The organism is Cerasicoccus arenae, from assembly GCF_014651635.1.
Taxonomy (GTDB): Bacteria; Verrucomicrobiota; Verrucomicrobiia; order Opitutales; family Cerasicoccaceae; genus Cerasicoccus; species Cerasicoccus arenae.
In genome coordinates this window covers 159,155-172,867 of the sequence record NZ_BMXG01000005.1, presented here as the reverse complement: position 1 = coordinate 172,867, position 13,713 = coordinate 159,155, and the positions used below count along the sequence as shown (strand labels likewise).

15 protein-coding genes are annotated in these 13,713 nt (G+C 54.4%); 6 read left to right on the top strand and 9 right to left on the bottom strand.

Annotation, left to right across the window (positions count from 1 at the left end; all coding sequences use genetic code 11):
* The first annotated feature begins 62 nt into the window (after window positions 1–62).
* Window positions 63–602 (top strand): hypothetical protein, encoded by a 540-nt coding sequence (locus tag IE065_RS05645; protein WP_189512734.1) that lies wholly within the window; start codon window positions 63–65, stop codon window positions 600–602.
* 52 nt (window positions 603–654) lie between these two features.
* On the top strand, window positions 655–1,260 hold the full coding sequence (locus tag IE065_RS05640; RefSeq protein ID WP_189512732.1) for a guanylate kinase: 606 nt from the start codon (window positions 655–657) through the stop codon (window positions 1,258–1,260).
* A gap of 188 nt (window positions 1,261–1,448) precedes the next feature.
* On the opposite strand, the gene IE065_RS05635 is transcribed toward IE065_RS05640, so the two are convergent.
* From IE065_RS05635 to IE065_RS05620, 4 genes are all read right to left on the bottom strand, one after another.
* Window positions 1,449–1,910: an arsenate-mycothiol transferase ArsC gene (locus IE065_RS05635; RefSeq protein ID WP_189512730.1), complete on the bottom strand. Its 462-nt coding sequence runs from the start codon at window positions 1,908–1,910 to the stop codon at window positions 1,449–1,451.
* Window positions 1,911–2,313: 403 nt separating this feature from the next.
* Entirely contained in the window at window positions 2,314–3,042 is a 729-nt protein-coding gene (locus IE065_RS05630) for a DUF3106 domain-containing protein (protein WP_189512728.1), read from the bottom strand.
* 4 nt (window positions 3,043–3,046) lie between these two features.
* Complete coding sequence (locus IE065_RS05625) at window positions 3,047–3,700, bottom strand: hypothetical protein (RefSeq protein WP_189512726.1); 654 nt, start codon at window positions 3,698–3,700, stop codon at window positions 3,047–3,049.
* 111 nt (window positions 3,701–3,811) lie between these two features.
* Window positions 3,812–4,393, bottom strand: coding sequence for an RNA polymerase sigma factor (locus tag IE065_RS05620; RefSeq protein ID WP_200163275.1), 582 nt, complete (start codon window positions 4,391–4,393; stop codon window positions 3,812–3,814).
* 368 nt (window positions 4,394–4,761) lie between these two features.
* Between IE065_RS05620 and IE065_RS05615 the strand changes: the two genes are divergently transcribed.
* Complete coding sequence (locus tag IE065_RS05615) at window positions 4,762–5,982, top strand: DEAD/DEAH box helicase (protein WP_189512724.1); 1,221 nt, start codon at window positions 4,762–4,764, stop codon at window positions 5,980–5,982.
* 14 nt (window positions 5,983–5,996) lie between these two features.
* Here the strand turns inward: IE065_RS05615 and IE065_RS05610 are convergent, their stop codons facing one another.
* The 3 genes from IE065_RS05610 to IE065_RS05600 all read right to left on the bottom strand — a co-directional run bounded on the left by IE065_RS05610 (window position 5,997) and on the right by IE065_RS05600 (window position 9,747).
* Complete coding sequence (locus IE065_RS05610; RefSeq protein ID WP_189512722.1) at window positions 5,997–6,728, bottom strand: hypothetical protein; 732 nt, start codon at window positions 6,726–6,728, stop codon at window positions 5,997–5,999.
* Window positions 6,729–6,842: 114 nt separating this feature from the next.
* The gene (locus IE065_RS05605) at window positions 6,843–8,405 is read right to left on the bottom strand and encodes a glycerol-3-phosphate dehydrogenase/oxidase (protein WP_189512720.1); all 1,563 of its coding nucleotides are present in this window, start codon (window positions 8,403–8,405) and stop codon (window positions 6,843–6,845) included.
* Between the two features lie 37 nt (window positions 8,406–8,442).
* On the bottom strand, window positions 8,443–9,747 hold the full coding sequence (locus IE065_RS05600; RefSeq protein ID WP_189512718.1) for a competence/damage-inducible protein A: 1,305 nt from the start codon (window positions 9,745–9,747) through the stop codon (window positions 8,443–8,445).
* 216 nt (window positions 9,748–9,963) lie between these two features.
* On the opposite strand from IE065_RS05600, the gene IE065_RS05595 reads away from it, so the two are divergent.
* Together IE065_RS05595 and IE065_RS05590 are read left to right on the top strand one after the other, a co-directional pair.
* The gene (locus IE065_RS05595) at window positions 9,964–11,445 is read left to right on the top strand and encodes an excinuclease ABC subunit UvrC (RefSeq protein ID WP_189512717.1); all 1,482 of its coding nucleotides are present in this window, start codon (window positions 9,964–9,966) and stop codon (window positions 11,443–11,445) included.
* Window positions 11,446–11,475: 30 nt separating this feature from the next.
* Window positions 11,476–11,883 carry a type II toxin-antitoxin system VapC family toxin gene (locus tag IE065_RS05590; RefSeq protein WP_189512715.1) on the top strand — a complete coding sequence of 136 codons (408 nt, stop codon included), beginning with the start codon at window positions 11,476–11,478 and terminating at the stop codon, window positions 11,881–11,883.
* Window positions 11,884–11,929: 46 nt separating this feature from the next.
* On the opposite strand, the gene IE065_RS05585 is transcribed toward IE065_RS05590, so the two are convergent.
* Window positions 11,930–12,232, bottom strand: a complete 303-nt coding sequence (locus IE065_RS05585; protein WP_189512713.1) for an HPr family phosphocarrier protein — start codon at window positions 12,230–12,232, stop codon at window positions 11,930–11,932.
* A gap of 184 nt (window positions 12,233–12,416) precedes the next feature.
* Here IE065_RS05585 and IE065_RS05580 point away from each other — a divergent pair, with 184 nt between their 5' ends.
* Complete coding sequence (locus IE065_RS05580; protein WP_189512711.1) at window positions 12,417–13,295, top strand: hypothetical protein; 879 nt, start codon at window positions 12,417–12,419, stop codon at window positions 13,293–13,295.
* A gap of 68 nt (window positions 13,296–13,363) precedes the next feature.
* Here IE065_RS05580 and IE065_RS05575 read toward each other — a convergent pair whose 3' ends face one another.
* Window positions 13,364–13,558 (bottom strand): hypothetical protein, encoded by a 195-nt coding sequence (locus IE065_RS05575; protein ID WP_189512709.1) that lies wholly within the window; start codon window positions 13,556–13,558, stop codon window positions 13,364–13,366.
* Between the last annotated feature and the right edge of the window lie 155 nt (window positions 13,559–13,713).

Here is a 13,713-nt window from a genome sequence, read left to right as displayed (position 1 = left end):
TATCTGATAGGAAATCTTTTGGCTTTTCATCGGCGACGGCTTGCCTCATGTTTCCGACCTTCATGTCTCTTTTTGTCGCAACCTTGCTGACCGGTCTGGCGTTAATCGCTTGGGGCCTGCTATTTTTCCGCAGCAACGCCAAGACGCGGACTCGCGCGCTGGGGCTACTACGCTCCCAGATGGCGGCCTATGTTCTTTTTGGCTTGGCGGCTTTGTGGTTCCTGTCGCACGTTGCCCAGTTGGGCAAGGCTGACTTTGGTGACTATAAGATGATCCTGCTCGCGATTTTTGGGCTAACGGCAGCCGCCGCTTTTTTCTGCACCCCGGATTTTCTGGCGGTGCGTGGTTTAGCCGGCCTGATTCTCCTGAGCGCAGGCCCACTGCTTGGCGCGGCCTACATGCAGTATGACGAACCCCAACGCCTGTTGCTCGTCACACTCGTTTATGTGCTGATCATTGCCGCTATGTTTTTGGGCACCATGCCTTACCTGCTACGTGATTTCTTTGAGTGGCTCTGGAGCCAACCGAAACGGCTAAAAGTATTCGGCGGCGCATTCATGGCCTATGGTGCCGTGCTGGTGGTGACTTCGTTCACCTACTAAGAGTCTTCACTTTTCCTTGTCACGGGTGATATCAAGCTCCATGTTGCGGGGCATGTCTGACAACGTTTCGTCCGGTTTGATGCTGGTAGTATCCGGTCCCGCTGGCAGCGGTAAGACCACGGTCTGCGACCGCATGCTGGCAACGTATGACAGTCTTGGTCGCGTCATTACCTCCACTAGCCGCGATCCACGCCCCGGTGAGGTGGACGGCGTGGACTACTATTTTTTCCCACCAGAAACGTTTCGGCAGATGATCGCCAACGGGGAATTTTACGAACATGCCGAAGTCCATGGACAAGGCCGCTACTATGGCTCGCTCAAGCGGGAAATCGACGCCAAGATCAGCGCTGGCATTGATTTACTGCTCAATGTAGATGTCCAGGGCGCGGCGACCTACCGCCTGGCGGCGCAAAATTCCGATGCGCTTCGTGGCCGCGTGGTCACGGTATTTATCCAGATCACGCCCGAACAGGTCCGCGAACGCCTAGCCACGCGCCAAAGTGATGACGAGGCGGAGATTGAACGCCGCATTCAGACCGCCGTCAAAGAGCTCACTGAAGCCCCGCACTACGATCACGTTATCGCCAGTGGAACGAAGGAAGAAGATTTCGCCCGCCTTCAGGCAATTTATGAAGCGGAAAAGGCCGCCCGGGCCTAACTGACAGCAACTTCTGGAACTTTTTTACGAAAATTCGTTTTTCTGGAATAAAGCTCCTACCGCCTACTCTTACTATCGAATAAGGTAACGGTGTCTTTCGACAGCCGACCAAGTTCAAACATCAGAATAGCAGGTTCAGGTAGGCGGCGGCTCCAAATAGGAGCCGTCGTCGTTTTAATAGACCGCAATCAGGCCATCTTGGGACGCAACTCATCGATCAGGCCGCCTACAAGGGCTTCAATCTCAGGCAGAGCGACCTCTGGCGTGGCAAAATCCACATCGTGCACAGTCCAGTATTCTACCCGCTCTTCCCAGCCGGGGAACTGATGCGCCAGCATTGGGTGATGCTCATCACGCTTCAAGGCGATCACTCGATCCGCACCATGCAAGTCCATGCGCGACAAGGGCATCCGGCGGGAACCCGTATGCACGAGGTCAATGCCCCGACCAACCAGTGCCCCCTCGGTAAACGGCGAGATCTGAGTGTTATCGATGATCCAGTTGATGTTCAACCCACGCGAATAAGCCCACCAAGGCAGACCCTCCTGACTCGCTAAATGATTAAACAGCCCCTCCGCAAACCGACTACGGTAATAGTTGCCTGTGCATATGAACAATAGGCATTGGGACTCTCGTTCGACTCTTTGCATGCTGGTTGAGCATTATCCATGACTCGCCCACATTGACCAGAGAAAGTCGCTGCGCCACCTGACTTTTACAATTCCGACCCCGAAAAACTCCATATACATGTATGAGCCGCCTTCCAAGGGAGGAAGACGGCTCTACACAGACGACAGATCCAGCTAAGACTCTGCCTGTTACTTTGGTTGCTATGCTATGCTACTTTGATTGCCACTCTCCACTTGGGAGCGTGAATTTCAATGGGGGAGTAACGCTAATATAGACGCTGCCCATTGCTTACTGTTCAAAAGTTTTCCGCAAAAACAGGCCGTGCACACGCAAGGCCATCACCATCAGTAATATCCTGATGAAATTATTTTTCGCCAAACGCCAATCCGACATTTTTCACCAGCGCGAAAAGCCAAACCCAAATTAAGGTGCAGGCGGCGTATCCCGACGGACGTCAAGACGTTCAGACGGTTGCCCATCGCCTTTGCGATCACGCCAGTTGCGGACGGAATCCGGCAAGTCTGGCAAAGCGCCCTGAGCCTCTGCTTCCTTGGCCTTGGTGAGCAAGGCCTGAAAAAACGCTTCACGCTCCTCGGGGCTCATGGCCATCGTCTGCTCCCGAATTTCCTTTGCCTGTTCTTTGGGCAAGCTCATGACGTAGCGGTGCAGCAGTCGGCGATCCGCTGGTTCATAGGATTTCCAGCGCACATGCGCAGCCCGGACCTTATCAATCTTCTCCTGATGCAAACGGCGGAAAGCTTGGATTTTCTCCCGCATGGCAGCCCGCTCTTCAGGGGTCATGGCTTCGACCCGAACAATGGTCTCGCGGATGCGTGCTAATTGGTCAGGTGGTGTTTCTAGAAATCGCTCCAACGCATAAAGCTGCTCGATCGACACCTTGGCCTCTGCGTCGTAGTACTCGCTGGAGTCGTCGACATTGAGCTCGCTCATCAGTTGCTTGGCACCTTCCGCGGCCGCAGGCGTATCGGGTAACGGCGGCGGCGGGCGCATTTCCCTTTTGCGCGCTGGAGGTGCATTAAAAGGATTATCCAGCCCAGGGTAGCGAGGTTGGTCCGCCCACAGGCATCCTACCGCCAGCACACTAACGGTGAGGCTGAGAAAGAATCGGGGACTGAAATATTGCGCGCTCATGATTTTAGTTAAGGAAGGCTTGGAGGGTATCCAGCGTATCAATGTCTGCGAGGAGCAAAATGTCGCCCAGCGTATCGTCCAGCGTGAGCACTGTTTCGTACTCCAACACTTCGGAACTCGGCGATAATCCTTCATCAATAAGGATTTCACGAACCGACGTTACGGATGCATCTCGACTAACATTATCCGCAACCATCACTAATTCAACGACTTCAGGAATCGGCTCAATTCCGGGCGTTTCCACGACGGGTGCTGCGGTTGTTGTCGAGGCGAACGTCTCGCTGGACCGCTGATGATCAGCGTATTTAAAGAGCGTAATGAAACAAAACATGCCAATAACCATCGCGGCAGCAATTCCACCAATGGCGACCACCCACGAAGGGAAGCCAACCACTTTATTGTCATCCTCCGGCTGGGTGACTTCTTTAGCATTCAGTTCAGCTAAAACACGGTCCGCCAATTGGCCAGAGGGGGCAATGGGCTGCATGGCCAACAATTCATCCAGCTCGGCATCAAACGCCTCGCCACCGCCCTTTTGCGCGGTTTCCTCGGCCATCAGGCGCGCCAAAGTCCGCGCCGCAAAGTCGGGCGCTGGCGTCACTGGCTGGCTGGCCAAGAGCTGATCCAGAGGATCGGAGCTATGTTCGGGCTGGTTCATGATGTTCTACTTAGCGCAAACGCTTTTTGTGTGAAAAAGTTTCAAAAAGTCAGGATTAAGTCGATGGATCGGTGAAATATCTTCGTTTAGGTGTTGGTATAGACAATTAGGTCATTCGGGGCGGTAAAAATCAGCTAATTCGTCTTTCAGCTTCTGGCGCGCACGGTGAATCCAGCTTTTGACGGCGGCCTCGGAAGCTTCCATCGTCAAAGCGATTTCCTCGTAGCTGAGTTGCTGCTGCTTGAGCAAAAGAATCGCTGTCCGCTGGTTTTCGGGTAGCGTTTCCAGAGCCTGAGCGAAGGCCTCCTCCAGCTCCATCAACTGTAATTTGTCACGGCCCGGCGTGGAAGCCTGCAAATCCGCCGGGTCCATGCTATCCAATGGCTTGCGACTCTGCCGACGAAACTCATTAATCAGCACCCGCCGTGCAATATGGAAGAGATACGTGGAAAATTTCGCGGTCGGTTGATAGCGTTCAGCTGCACGATAAATGCGAATGAATACCATTTGCGCTAGGTCTTCCGAGGCCTCCACCGAACGTAACGAACGGTAGAAAAAATTAATCATAGGCCCCTGCCAATGTTCTATGATCTCCCGTAGCGCCTGCTGGTCACCCTGCCCCACGCGGAGCATGCGCTCAGCGTCGACATCTGGCTCGGCAGCGTCGTCTTTGGTGGCGGGGTCATCAGACATAGTGGTTACCTTAACGCTGCCATTTGACGATTGCCAAGCTGGAAGCGCGTGGGACTGAGCAGCTTTCACATCTTCAAAAACACCCCATCCACCCAAAAGTTGCACTTTCTCGGTAACCTTAACCTGATTTCTCGGGTCATTCCACCCCACGAAAGGCACCCAATACAAGGCTTTCGTCCCTCAACAGCGAGCACCACCAATTAAAAAACCCCATAAGCAATTAATAAAGAATAACTTAAGGATTATGCACTTAAAAAAAAACAGCCCATCTCGCCTTCAATACCCCCCCCCTCGAAACACTCCCCATGGCCCACATCCGCGAATTTCCTTTCCTTACGAACGATTACGTTTATTAACAGACGTTTTCCATGACATTTGATGAATTGAATTTGCTGCCAGCCGTGGTGCAGGCAGTCCGCGATAAAGGCTACGTTAACCCTACACCGATCCAGGAACAAGCGATCCCGGTAGTGATGTCCGGTAAAGACGTGATCGGCTCAGCGCAGACTGGCACTGGCAAGACCGCAGCCTTCACCCTGCCGCTTCTTTCCAAACTCGAGAAGCACTCTCCCAACTGCCCCCGGGCCCTTATCCTGGAGCCCACGCGAGAACTCGCCGGGCAGGTGGATGAGCAGCTTGTATACTACGGCCAGCACCTCGACCTGACCAAAGTCCTCATCTATGGTGGTGTTAAATATGGTGCCCAGCTACAAGCCCTTGAAGCCGGTGCCGACATTGTCGTAGCGACCCCTGGCCGCCTGATCGACCACCTTCAGCAGAAAAACCTTTGCCTCGACCACCTGGAAATCCTCATTCTGGACGAAGTCGACCGCATGCTGGACATGGGCTTCATCGACCAAGTGGCGGACATCGTGCGCTACTGCCCCAAAGAACGCCAAACCTTGCTCTTTTCCGCCACATTGCCGGACAAGATTCAGTCACTGGCTAATTGGGTGCTCACGGACCCAGAACGGATTGCAATCGTTTCCAACAGCAAAACCGCGGACACCGTTGACCACGCGATTTACCCTGTCGATGGCATCCAAAAGTATGACCTGCTCTTGGCCATGCTGGAAAAGTTCGATTATAATAGCGTGCTAATTTTCACCCGGACCAAGATTGACGCCGACCGCGTTACTCGCTGGCTCCAGGACCACGACCACTCCGTCACCACAATGCACGCAGACCGCTCTCAAAGTGAGCGTAAAGAGGCATTAGCAGGCTTCAAGGAGGGCAAATACGAAATCCTCGTCGCGACAGATATTGCTTCACGTGGGCTAGATGTCTCCGGCATCTCGCACGTCATCAATTACAACGTGCCCCAGAATCCCGAAGACTACGTGCACCGCATTGGCCGCACCGGACGCGCCGCCACCGAAGGCGAAGCCTACACGCTTTATTCCACGGATGAATTAGCATTCCTCGACGCGATTGAACGCTACATTGAACGGCCGATCCCACGTCGCAAATTGGAAGATTTCCGCTATCGCAGCGAGCCAGACCTACGCATGCCAGGAACCGCAATTGCCCGTAAAAAACGCAATCGTGGATTCAACGACAAGCCAGGCGGTTTCGGCCGTCGCCGTTAATAAAAAGCTCGCCCCTATAAAGCCGATGCAGCGTATCGTGATGGAGTGCTTTTGCCTCCGTCATCCGCGTTATGTGAAGCCTCTTTCTGGCTCTTTAGGCTGCGCCAAATATGTAGGCCTACAAAGCCCATCAACAATCCGCCAAAGAGATAGGTGGATGGTTCTGGAATCGGACTGGTAAAAGTGAAGTCAGCCAACGAAATGGCCTGCCCAGCCGGATTCGACTGCGTCCAAATTCCCGCACCGTAGAAAAACGACACACTGCTCACAGGCCCATTATAGACCGCAGTAACATTGCCACCACTGCTCGTGCTGTCATTCTCGTACAGGCCAAGAACGGTATCGCCAAAAACACCATTCGCGCTACTTCCAGTCAACGAGCTAGGGGTCTGGTTGAAGTTAACTTGATCTCGAAAGGTTCGAGAGAAGAAACCACCCGAGCCAGTGTCCACATCGTAAAGATTAAGCGTCAAGCTATTCACTGCGGATGAAAAGCTAATGGTAACTGTAGCTCCATTGCCCTGCGAGGATTCATTAATATAAAGCTGCAGTGACTTCTGGGCGGGCGATACTCCACCCGTTGTGTCAGTGTTTAACTGCGGATAATTTGTTAAAAAAGAGCCACCCGATATGCTTATCGTGACATTTACCCCGCTACCATCGACATTATTGTAGGTCTGGCTCGTAGAGCCAGGCGTCCAGCTCAATGCGTCCCAATCAAGCGTAGAAGCAACGCACGTGGTCATAAAAAAAAGCGACAACAAATAAACGCTATGTATTTTGATACTCAAACTTCCATTACTTACGGCGTTTTAAGTAATTCCTTTACCCTTAAAACTTATTATTCTGATACAGACTGCCTATTTAACCATATAACCGCTGGCCAATTTCTGGAAACGCTGGGCTTCGGCCGTCGCCCAATCCGTGCTGTGTCCTAACTCTCCGGCCATTATATCCGCCACTGACTGAGCGCAATCATGCGCGGCCTGAGCGTTTAAAAATAATGCGCGCATACGTCGCGCCAACACATCCTCGGCCTTACGCGCCATCTCGTGCTTCACAGCCCAGTGAACCTCGCCCACAGTGTAGGGCAAGTCCGGGTGCAGCAGCGCCGCCAGCTCAGGATGAGCTTTCGCAGCAGCATGAATCTCCAGCCCGTCACTCCCATATAGACTCAACAGCGGATGGTCGTTCGTCGGGCTATCGGTATGGCCATGAATTTTCAGCTCCGCTGTCACACAAGGGCGCTGTTCAAGCCCGGCAATCATCTCAGCGTGGTCAATGCAATCCTCGGCCATCTTGCGGTAGGTCGTCCATTTGCCGCCGCAAATCGTCACTAAACCACTGTCTGAAACAACAATGGTGTGGTCCCGTGAGATTGCCGCCGTGTTGCCGGATCCCGAAGATTTAACCAATGGGCGCAACCCCGCAAAAACACTAAGCACATCGCTGCGTTTCGGATCACGGGCTAAATATTGCGCGGCATTGGCGAGAATGAAATCGATCTCCTCCTCCAGCGGCCGTGGCTCCAAATCGATGTTTTCCGTGGGCGTATCGGTAGTGCCGACGACCACGTGATCATGCCACGGCACCGCAAACAGCACGCGCCCGTCAGTCGTATGGGGAACCATTACCGCAGCGTCGCCTGGAACGAATTCCTTGGGTAACACGAGGTGCACGCCTTGGCTGGCGGCAACCATCCCCTGGGCGCTGGGATCGTCCATGTGACGCACGCCATCGGTGAAGACGCCCGTTGCATTGATCACCGCACGGGCGCGGATGTGGAAATGTTCATTCGTTTCGACATCCTCGCATTCGACGCCCGAAATCAAGCCCGCTTCTTTTTCCAACCCGACGGCCTTCACGTAATTAACCGCGATGCCGCCCTGATCAAACACCGTCTGAGCAAGGTTGACCGCTAATCGCGAGTCGTCGAACTGACCATCGTAGTAAATCACCCCCCCCTGGAGACCGTCTTGCTCCAGCGTCGGAATACGCTCCAAGGTCTCCTTACGCGAAAGATTTTGCGAGGTTTCGAGGCCCAGCTTGCCTGCAAGCATATCATAAACCTTCATCCCGATCCCGTAAAACGGCCCCTCCCACCAACTGTAAATCGGCACGATGAACGCCTGATGGCTGACCAAATGCGGCGCATTGACGCATAACCGCCCGCGCTCCTTCAAGGCCTCCAGCACCAGAGAAATATTTCCCTGCTTAAGGTAACGCACACCGCCGTGGACCAACTTTGTGCTGCGGCTGGAGGTGGCCTTAGCGAAGTCCGCCTGCTCGATCAGCACAACAGAATGCCCACGGCTCGCGGCATCCACCGCACACCCGAGGCCAGTTGCCCCCCCCCCAATGATGACGAAGTCAAAAGGCTCGTCGTGATTCTTTAGTTGGTCAAGGGCACGGTCTCGATTCATAAGGGGATTCTTACTGGGAAACGCCAGACTTGTCGAATTATTCCGCTACTTCTGCTTCCTCGGCCTTGCATTCACAGGCGAGGGCCTCTCCAAGATTATATTTGTGAAGTTTGCGACGCATGACGTCGAGAGCGCGATTCACGGCCAACGTTTTGACGGTAGTGCGCTCACCCGGGCGGACCATACGCACGCACCAACTGCCCAAGGGGCTGTGGTAACCAATGTAAATCGTGCCCACGGGATTCTCGGGCGTGCCACCGCAGGGGCCAGCAAAGCCCGTTACAGAAAGTGCGTAGTCCGTGCCAAGGCGCTCTGCAGCACCATCAGCCATCGCGACTGCGCATTCCGCACTGACCGCGCCGTGCTGCTGGAGGATGCATTCCGGCACGCCGAGCATTTCCATCTTGGATTCATTGCTGTAACAGACAAAGCCACCAGCGAAGACCTTGGACGCGCCTGGGATGTCCGTAAAGGCATTGGAGAGCAGCCCGCCGGTGCAGGACTCCGCTACGCTGAGCGTACGTTCATGCGCACGCAGGTAATTAAAAATCGCCTTGGCCAAGTGGCAGTGCCCAAAACAAACAAAGTCCGGGCCCAGCACTTCACGGCACTCATCGCCAACAGCACGTAAACGCTCGAAGTCGATGGGCATGCTGTCCAAGCTAAGGCGGAGATCGACCATTCCCTGATGTGCGCAATAAGCAACTTGAACATCGGGGTTGGCGTTGAGAATCGGCAACAACTTAGTCTCCAGGGCGCTCTCGCCGACGCCCATCGTACGAATTTGGAGGTAGGCGTCATCCAGACTGCAAAAACCGTCCGCGCAAATACGGGTGAGAACCTGCTCCTTGAACATCGGGCGCAGCTCAGAAGCAGGCCCGGGAAGCATGAACAAGCGCTTACCCTCAAGTTGTAGATAAATCCCCGGTGCTGTTCCGTAGGGATTGGGCAGCAGCTCGGCACCGCGCGGCAGGTAGCACTGCTTGAGATTGTTCTCGCTCATGGTGCGGCCCATTCGGTCGAACCGAGCGCGAATCGTTTCTTCGATCTCGGGGACGAAATCCAGCTCCAAGCCAAGACAGTGGGCAATGACCTCGCGGGTATTGTCGTCACTCGTGGGACCGAGGCCACCCGTGGTGATGACGATGTCCGCAGTCATCCAGGCTTCGCGAAATGCCTGTATGATCTCGTCTCGCGTATCACGGCAACTCGTATTGCGACGTAGCGCTAATCCATGACGAGCAAGTTCACCACCGATAAATTTCAGGTGGCTGTTTTCTCGAATCCCGAGCAGGAGCTCATCGCCGAGGGTTATAAGGTCTACTTTTGCCGGAGAGGCCATAGCTGCATCACTTTGTCGTTACACCCATAAGTCAAAGGATAAAATGCAAAGCTGCAACCTCTGCAGGGAGAAAATTCTCCCTCTACCGCGAAGTAAATGGTTCGTACGGTTGAATGCTTGAAGATTAACGTGGTCGTATCGTTCGGCAAGTGACTTGCGAAAACCGCTCCCTTAACTTACAAATTCACCTATCCGACAAATTCCACGAACTCTTAAATGATCTCCAGCGCACTCAAGGAAAAGGTCCGCCGCCTGCCAGACGGGCCAGGTGTCTATCTGATGAAGGACCGCTTCGGACGAGTGCTCTATGTGGGCAAGGCCAAAGGCCTGAAGAAGCGTGTGTCCACGTATTTCCAGCCTTCGCGAAAGCAGGCCGTCGCCCAGCCCAAAGTCGCCGCAATGCTCGACCTGATCTATGATTTCGACATCATAGAGGTTCGCTCTGAGCAAGAAGCACTGCTGCTCGAAGGCAAGCTGATCAAGCAGTATAAGCCCAAGTACAACACCGACTTCACGGACAATAAACAATTCCTGCTCGTCCGGGTAGATATCGCCAGCGAACTGCCACGCTTCCGCTTAACCCGTAATCGGCTGGAGGACGGTGCCCGCTATTTTGGGCCCTTCGCCCACAGCGGGCTACTCCGCAAAACTTTGGCCGAGATGCGGCGCCGGTTCGGGATTTTGCTCGGCGACGCCAAGCCGAAGCGTCTGGAAGACGACCGCTGGCTGCTCTACGACGACGCGCGCGCCGAAATCTACGAACAGACCACCGAAGTCACGACCGAGGAATACCACCAGCGCGTCGCCACTGGTTTAAAGTTCCTCGAAGGCAAAACCCGAGAGTGGGTTCAAGACTTGGAGGACGAAATGCAAAAGGCCGCCTCCGAGCACCGCTTTGAGAAGGCAGCCCAACTACGCGACGTCATGTTTGCGCTCAAGAAGACCCTGCACAACCAGCGAACCTTCACCCGCGAGCCCCGCGTCGCCGTACCAGGAGCCGACGAGGCGGCAGACCAACTCAAGGAAGCTCTGGGCTTACGCCGCCCGCCGCGCACACTGGAGTGCTTTGACATTTCGCACATCTCGGGCAGCTTCGTAGTCGCCTCAATGGTGCGCTTTGCGGAAGGCAGGCCAGACAAGAATAATTACCGCCGCTACCGCATCAAGAGCTTCATTGGCAATGACGACTACCGCGCCATGGAAGAAGTTGTGGGCCGCCGTTATCGGCGGCTGCATGAGGAGGAAAAAGCATTTCCCGATATCGTCGTCATTGACGGCGGCGTGGGGCAGGTCCGCGCTGCGCTAAAGGCTTTTCTGGTACTCGATCTTGAGCCGCCAATGATGTTCGGCCTAGCCAAGCGAGAGGAAACGATCGTCTTTGCCGACGATCGTGAGCCAATCCAACTACCGACGCACAGCCCTGCCCTGCACCTGCTTCAGCGCCTACGTGACGAGGCCCACCGCTTTGCCAACACATTCAACGCCGAACTGCGCAGTAAGAAAATCCGCGAAAGCGTGTTGGATGACTTTGAGGGTCTGGGTCCAGTCCGCCGTGAGGCCCTACTGGAGCACTTCCGGAGCTTTGATCGGCTGCGGGGGGCCACAGTGGAGCAACTCCAAGCGGCACCCGGGATCGGCCCCAAACTCGCCTCTCAGCTCCACAATTTCCTCCATCCGAAGGTCACCGGAACCGATTGACAATCAAGCCGATAAGGTTATGGTTACGGCATGGTCATCGTTGATACCGGTCCGTTGGCATTCCTCCTACTTCCAGGAGACATGACCGACCTTGCCCAGCGGGCCTACGATAAAGACCCCGCCTGGGGCTCCGCGCCGATCTGGCGTTCGGAGTTTCGTAATATCGTGGTTCGCTACGTCCGTGAAGGCTGGGTAAGCGTCGCTGCGGCAGAGCAAATTCTCCGTGCCGCCGAGGACAAAATGCACCCGCGCCAATACAATATCGACAGCAACGCCGTCCTTGATCTGGCAGTGCAGACTGGCCTCTCTGCCTATCAGTGCGAATACCTCGCACTGGCTCAGGACTTGAATTTACCCCTCGTCACCACGCAGAACGACCTCGTAAAAGCGGCACCAAAGCTAGCGATTAGCTTGCAGGATTACTTAGATGGCGTCTAAGAAGCGTGAGAAGTCGAAAATTAGCCCGACCTAGGGGGGGGGGGGGTTACGCCTCCTCGAACTTGCGTGTAAACAGATCCTCAAGCTCAGTGAGAAGATCCTCAGCACAGGGGCCAGTCGCGATGAATCGTAGCTTGGAGCCTTGCCCAGCGGCAAGCATCATGAGGCCCATAATGCTACGGCCATTGACCTGCTCGTCGTCTTTATCCACCCAAACGTCCACTTCGTTAAACTTGTTAGCTACGCGTACAATCATGGCGGCGGGACGGGCGTGTATGCCCATCTTATTCTGCACCGTGAATTCACGGGCAATTTCAGAACCAGGGGACGCTTTGTCAGGCGATTGCATCTATAAAAGGAATATACTCGTTGTGTGCGTAGTTAAAGAAAAAAGTCTGTCGATTGTCATGGGGCAGTAAAGCTTAAATATCGAATAGAAAACGCTTTGCAAGCTGGAGAAGCGATTTCAATTGCCACGGGCAAAATCCTCGCCAAGGTGATAAATTTATCTCCGCCCTAACAAACCGCCAGTCATGCTTTTACGAATTACCATCCTCGCACTGCTGACCAGTTTCAGCACCCTAAGCCTCCATGCAGAATCTGTTTTCCCTGCCGCTTATGCCTACACGCTAACGGGCAAAATCGGCACCAACGACCGCTACGGTGACAGCGATCACGCTCATTTCGAAGCTGGTGACATTTTGACGCTAGTTGGCGAAGGCTGGGTTCAACAGCAAACGCTGACCGCTAAAGGGGTCGCCATTTTCGATCTGCAAGCCAATGGGCTTGGCGAACAATTAAAGGCAGCTGGCGATAATAAAGTCCTGATCAGCTTCATTCTAGACCGCGTCCAAGGCGAGCCTCGGCCCCTTCGTGTGGAATACATCGGTGCCACAGATGTGATCAACAGCAAGCGCAGCTTGACCGCTCAATTTGAACGCTCCCCAATCCACACGGCTAACCGTGTGTTGACCAAGGACTCCGCACCTGGTGTGACAGTCGTTGACGCCACCCCACTGCTCGCTCGCGACCTGAAACAACGCTATTTGGTCATCCGCTTTGAACAAGAAGGTGATCGCCGCGGAATTCATTCCAAGGACGGTAGCGAAGTCAGCCCCGACCTTTACATCTTTCGCCAAGGCTCAGACAGCGTCCGCCTGACGATCACAGACCAGAAAGCGGCCAACGGAATCGCTAGCCAATACACCAAAGATGGCTACTATAACCCGATCCAGGACATGCCAGCAAATCCCATTCAGGATATGCCGAAAAACCCCATTCAGGATATGCCGACCAATCCGATCACCGATATGCCCGCGAATCCCATTCAGGACATGCCGGAAAACATTCTGTCGGATATGCCGTCGAACCTGATCAACGACGGGCCCGTCTCGAACAACAACATGAACTAACGGCGAGGGCATTCGCCTCCGCCCCCCCCCATTGAGCCCCAGCGGAACAATCCGCTGACAGGATCGATCTAACCCATTGCCGCCAGCAAAACGAACTGGCTAAGCACCGCTACGGTGACCAATAGCAGCACCAAGGCGGAGAAAAGGTCAATATTTCGCCTCCCCCCTCGAAGCACGGATTGACCCGCACTTGGAGTCGTGGACTGCCGCTGAGGCGTATTCCAGCTCGTAAGCTTGTCCGTAATGTCAACTGGCTTGGGCATCGCGGGAAGTTTAAATCTTATTCGAGGCAGATTAGACTTTCTGATAGCAGCCAGCAGATTTGCTGGTAATCGTCCATAGTCGCTGATTTCTAGTGTTGACGCATTTCCGCTTTCCGTCAACTCATAGGCCCCTTCATCATTTCCTGACCCACACC